We start from the raw sequence: 5,575 nt of genomic DNA, 5'->3' as shown, positions 1-5,575 counted from the left end.
TCATCAGCAGAGCTGGGTTAAGGCAAAGTTAACAACACTTTTCTACCTTCACTTTTTCCAAAATGAGCGAGCGGACTACTTTAAAATAAATTTATAATGTCGTAAAATCGATACTTTCTAAAGATAAAAATTACATATTTAATTTGAACTGGTCAGGAGTGAAATTTTCTCGTTTCATTATTTATTGTTTGTCAATTATTGATACCTAAAATAGGGGTCTAAACGTGGTTTACGTAACCTGGCTATAATTATAAGTAAAAGTGAAAGTATTTTTTTTAAGAGTTTATGTAATTTCTAATCTGTTTCATTAAGCTAATTGAAAAAAAACTGGGCGGTCATTCTTAGTCTGTCAACAATTTGCCTGTACTTTTCTTATCTAAAAGGGATTGAACAAAATTGAAAAATAATTTTTACACACTGCTAACATAACAAATTTTAAATTTGCTGCTCAAACATAAAAAATTATCCGGGTGGCTATTTCAAAAACAATTACAATTGGTAATAAAACCAATCACCCGTTGGTGGTAAACAGATTGGGTTATGGTACCATGCGTTTGACAGGCGAAGAAATTTATGGTGAACCACTTAACAGACCAGAAGCATTACAAATATTAAAGTATGCCATTAAAAGTGGTATTAATTTTTTAGATACTGCCGATTACTATGGAGAAGATGTTACCAATCGATTAATTGCAGAAGCATTACACCCTTACACCGACGACCTTGTAATTTGCACAAAAATAGGCGGTGCCCGCAAGCCTGATAAAAGCTGGATTCCTCACAATAAGCCTGAACAATTGCGTTTAAGTATTGATAGGAATTTGAGTACCCTTAAGAAGGATCAAATTCAACTGGTTCATTTCAGGAAGATGGGTGGAGATATGGATTCTTTTAAACTGTCAATGGACACAATGTTTCAGCTTCAAAAAGAAGGTAAGATTATACATGTAGGCGTAAGCAATGTAAACGAAGCGGAATTAGCAGTGGCATTATCGATGGGCGATATTGCCAGTGTTGAAAATATGTATGGTCATGTACAACGCAGTACGCTAAAATTACCGCATGCAGAATTTAAGGGCGGAACCGGAGTACTGGAAATGTGTGAGAAAAATGAGATTCCCTTCATTCCTTACTATTCATTGTTTGTTTCAATACCCAAAAAAGATGAGCGGATTGCTGAAATTGCCAGGAAATACAACACAACTGAAGCTCAGATAAATATAGCCTGGTTACTTCATCGTTCACCCTGGATATTACCCATTCCCGGAACATCATCTCTATTGCATTTTGAAGAAAATATAAAAGCTGCGGAGATCGATTTGACTGAAGCCGATATGAATTTTCTTAATTAATAATTTGTGTCAGAATGTATTTTTAAAAAAGCCTTCTAGAATTAGCAGGCTTTTTTAAATAGCTTCTTTATTAAATCAACACAACACTAAATAATGTGATCCAATTTTAGTCATGGTTTACGGGGTATTTTAAATACCAATGTTTATAAAACCTGCTAACACTGGTGTTGCGTTTTCACCTTTTAGGCAATCGCTCAAAGGATTTTTCGTTGTTAAAATAATCATCTAACCGTTCTTCAAGATTTTGTAATAAATAATTGTTGGCCGTTTTTCCCGTAATGAACGGACGTTTGTAAAAACGGTTGCTGTAATACTGCGGTTTTCTTTCCTATTTCAATACGGGCTGTTTTTACCGATTCGTCGTTGCTTACATCCATCTGTATAACTTCTACATTAGTCCAGCCTACAGCCTTTAATTTTTCTACAGCTTCCTCTCCGTTACTTATATCCCGGCTTCCCAAATAAACACAATATCCCTTTTACAAAAGCTATCGTGCGGTTTCAAAACCAATACTTTTATTGGCGACTGTTATGAGTACTTTTTTTATTTCTTACTTGATGGTTCATTCATTTATTATATACCGCAGCAAATTCTTTGGCAAAATCTTCGAGCTTTACGTTGCCCATTATGCCAGGTCGGTTTTGCAGGTAATCTTCCGCCATATTGCCGTTATGCAAACCCGCATACATTTCAGTAAGTTGTGCCGCCGGCATTTCCGGTAAGCCTGCATCTTGCATTCCTGCCTGCATCTGTTCGTTGCTGATAAGGTTCCACTTTAAATTGGGCATACCGATGGCAGTTCCAAGCACGGAGGCAATTTCGTTGCAGCTTCGTTCATCGCTGCATACATAACGTATTTTCCGGCCTTCATAAGGTTGTGCTATTTCTTCGGCAATTGCTATGGCAATGTCTGTTGGCGATACTAGCTGCAACATATCATCAGCGCCATAATTGGCTGCGATGAAGCCTGCATTTCGTATCATCGGCACGAAGTTGTAAAAGTTATAGTAGAAGGATGTGGGGCGCATAAAAGTTATGGATACATTCTGCAACGCACCTAGCGCTTTCTCTGCATTGTGAGCTCCTGCAATGATACCCACGCCACTGCTGCGATGTGCGCCAAAAGAGCTGAGATAGATCGCATGCGTCACGCCCGCAACCTTGATGGCGTCGGCGTAATTGCGGCCTATTTGACCGTGGTATGCGATGATATCGGTTTGAGAAAAGTCGGGCGGCGCCATGCAATACACTACGTCTGAACCCTTAAATGTTTTTGTAAGAAAGTCAACGTCCTGCACCGGGCCAATCGCTGCAGTTGCACCCAATGCTTCAATGTCTTTTTGCCTTTCAGCCTTACTGCTTATAACAGTAACTGAATGCCCTTTTTGTACCAGCGTTTCTGTGAGTGGTTTACTGATGTTACCTAAAGAACCTGTAAGTGTTATGTTCATAATTCTTTTTTTAATTTTGAAATACAAAGATCGTATAGTGAAGTTTATTGAATGTAGTCTGATTAAGAAATTATGTTTTTAAAATGAGAAAGTTTTCGAAATATCAGAGAGTTCGGTTTTTTGCAACATAACCGAAACGTTTTAATGTGTTGTAGTGTGCTGTAAATAAAACAAAGTGAGTTAGGCCCTTAACCCCCAACATTAAAAAATCAGATATAAATCTTTGTTTGTCTGAAGGCCCGGACACTATACCCAATATCAGCCTTTCGCCCTTTTTTTATCGTGCTGCTAAAAATTAAAAAGCCTTATCCGTTTTTTAATTCGGATAAGGATTTTCTATTGGCGATACTTGTAGGCAGAAACTTTTTTTATAAAAAAAGCAATGGCAAATGTGTGATTATGCTGTTATTGCTGCTGGTTCTTCTACTAATTTGGCTATCTGAATATTTGCAATTAGTTTGATGTCTTCACCTAATCCTAAACCACCTGTATCTGTGAGTTTATTCCAGGTCATTCCAAATATTTTGCGATTAATTATTCCTGTTATTTCAAAACCATGTTTTAGAGTACCGTGTCCATTATCTTCCGACCCGCCATAATCTACATTCAATTCAATCTGCTTAGTTACGCCCCTCAAAGTTAAATTGCCAGCCATTTTGTAATCACTGCCACCTGCATTCAGAAACGATGTGGATTTAAAAGTCATTTGTGGATATACATCTGCCGCAAAAAAATCACCGCTGTGTAAATGCCCATCCCGTTGAGTTTGATTTGTATCTATACTTTTTAAATCGATTGTAAAATTTACTTTGGCATCATTAAAATCATCTCCCCTGGTAATTATAGTTCCCTCAAATTTTCTGAATGAACCTGTTAAAGTTGAAATAACCAGGTGCTTAATTTTAAATAGCACTTCGGAGTGTATTGGGTCAATAACCCATGTTGAATTTGTCATTTTTACTTGTTGTTTTATAAAACAAAATTACAGAACTTAACTATCGAAAGTAAAGTAGTTACCTTTGGGTAAGTAAGTGTTAACAGGTAAATAAAAAATCAACAGGATATGAATCAAAAGGAAAACATCTGCCAGCATAAGCTATTGGTTACACGAGACGCCCTGGAGGTAATTCAGGGAAAATGGCGAATACCTATCGTAATTGCTTTAACTTTTGGCGAAAAAAGATTTGGTGAATTACAACGGGATATTGTGGATATATCACCAAAAATGCTGTCACAGGAATTAAAGGCTTTAGAGGAGAACAAAATTATTACCCGTACACTTTATGACAGTATGCCTGTAACCGTGGAATATTCCCTCACTCCATTAGGGCAGTCCATGAAAAAATTACTAGATGAAATTTTAAACTGGGGAACTCATTTTCGAAAAGAAATTGTGGGGAAATAAGGTTGGGTCATTGAGTGATATCAAATGTTGCCGTGAATAAAATGATGGCATACAAATCTAACAATACAGCAAAAAACCTTCCCCTATAATACAACCCTTTTACCCGTTGCCGCAGACCGCTTAGCGGCGTCTAATATTTCCATTACAACCATATTATATTTTAAAGATGACTGGTCGGCTGTTCCAGGTATTTTCTTTTGAAGCACGGCCGTTAAATAGTTCATCGCATCATTTATAGGAGCAGCCAACGGTTCAGCTATTTTTTCGCCTTTAATATTTTCACGCATCCGGCTAATAATATTCTTTCCATCTAATGCATGCAGGTAACCTTTTTCTCCAAACACTTCCAAATCTTTTATTGAAAAAGGCCAGTTCCACGAAGCTTCAATCAGCCCAGTTGCATTTGGGTATTCCAAAATAATGGTAGCATCATCATCAACTTTTGGATAAATTTTGGGTTTATACTGCCTGGTAACCGCTGTTACAGCAATTGGTTTATTGCCCTTCATCAACCAGGTCATTAAATCTGCCCCATAGCAACCAAAATCATTTAGTGCGCCTGCACCATTTAATACCGGGTCCGTTAACCAGTTTAAAAATTCCGGTGTGCAACCAATTTCTTTGGGTCCCTGGTGCCCGTCATGTGCAACCATTTTTTTAATTTCACCAATACTATCACTGTTTACAGTATTGTAAACATCCCTGTAAGAAGCATACCAGGTAGTTTCAAAATTGGTTAATACCTTAATATGATATTTGTTAGCCAATAATTCAATACGCTTTGCCTGGGCCAACGTTGCTGCCAGTGGCTTTTCTACCATAACGGTTATACCCAAGGGAGCACATATTTCAACTATTTCCACATGCTTTGCCACGGCATTATACCCCAATACTGCATCCGGCTTTTTTAGCAGCACCAGTTTCTTAAGGTCAGTAAAGAACAGGGAATCGGGGACATTATAAAGTTCGCTATACTTTTTCTGTAATTGCTTATCAGGTTCTGCTATGCCAACTATATCCACTACACCTTTATTATACTGGTTTAAAATGCCATGAATATGATTGTGCGTTAAGCCTGCAACTACTACCCGTATTTGCTGCGCACAAATATTTTTAGATATAATGGTGATGAGCAAAATGAGGAGCAGCTTATGAAAGAAATTAAAAGGATTTTTTAAATTTGTTTTAGTCATGGTTGCTTATAATTTATTATGTTGATTTGAAATATGTTTCTAAATGCCTGCGTTTTAATTTCTAAAAAAAGAATGATCGCTGTTACAGTGCGTAAAATAATTTGTTTAAGGGAGGAAAGATAGTAATAATGCGGTAATGAAAAAATTGAGAAAGTAATTTGTCTTACTAAAGC

6 protein-coding genes are annotated in these 5,575 nt (G+C 37.0%); 2 read left to right on the top strand and 4 right to left on the bottom strand.

From position 1 onward, the window contains the following. Positions 1-470 precede the first annotated feature (470 nt). Positions 471-1,352, top strand: coding sequence for an aldo/keto reductase (locus H7254_RS20300; protein WP_301934711.1), 882 nt, complete (start codon positions 471-473; stop codon positions 1,350-1,352). 236 nt (positions 1,353-1,588) lie between these two features. On the opposite strand, the gene H7254_RS20295 is transcribed toward H7254_RS20300, so the two are convergent. The 3 genes from H7254_RS20295 to H7254_RS20285 form a co-directional block, all read right to left on the bottom strand. Next, the gene (locus H7254_RS20295; protein WP_301934710.1) at positions 1,589-1,813 is read right to left on the bottom strand and encodes a hypothetical protein; all 225 of its coding nucleotides are present in this window, start codon (positions 1,811-1,813) and stop codon (positions 1,589-1,591) included. 106 nt (positions 1,814-1,919) lie between these two features. Next, a complete protein-coding gene (locus H7254_RS20290) occupies positions 1,920-2,804 on the bottom strand; it encodes an SDR family oxidoreductase (RefSeq protein ID WP_301934709.1) in 885 nt (294 codons plus the stop codon). Between the two features lie 397 nt (positions 2,805-3,201). Then, the gene (locus H7254_RS20285) at positions 3,202-3,759 is read right to left on the bottom strand and encodes a YceI family protein (protein WP_301934708.1); all 558 of its coding nucleotides are present in this window, start codon (positions 3,757-3,759) and stop codon (positions 3,202-3,204) included. A gap of 108 nt (positions 3,760-3,867) precedes the next feature. On the opposite strand from H7254_RS20285, the gene H7254_RS20280 reads away from it, so the two are divergent. Next, positions 3,868-4,209 (top strand): helix-turn-helix domain-containing protein, encoded by a 342-nt coding sequence (locus H7254_RS20280; RefSeq protein WP_301934707.1) that lies wholly within the window; start codon positions 3,868-3,870, stop codon positions 4,207-4,209. Positions 4,210-4,292: 83 nt separating this feature from the next. Here the strand turns inward: H7254_RS20280 and H7254_RS20275 are convergent, their stop codons facing one another. Further along, positions 4,293-5,402: a Gfo/Idh/MocA family protein gene (locus H7254_RS20275; RefSeq protein ID WP_301934706.1), complete on the bottom strand. Its 1,110-nt coding sequence runs from the start codon at positions 5,400-5,402 to the stop codon at positions 4,293-4,295. Positions 5,403-5,575: the final 173 nt, after the last annotated feature.

It is taken from the genome of Ferruginibacter sp. (genome assembly GCF_014377975.1).
Taxonomy (GTDB): Bacteria; Bacteroidota; Bacteroidia; order Chitinophagales; family Chitinophagaceae; genus Ferruginibacter.
This window is presented reverse-complemented; position numbering and strand designations above follow the sequence as displayed.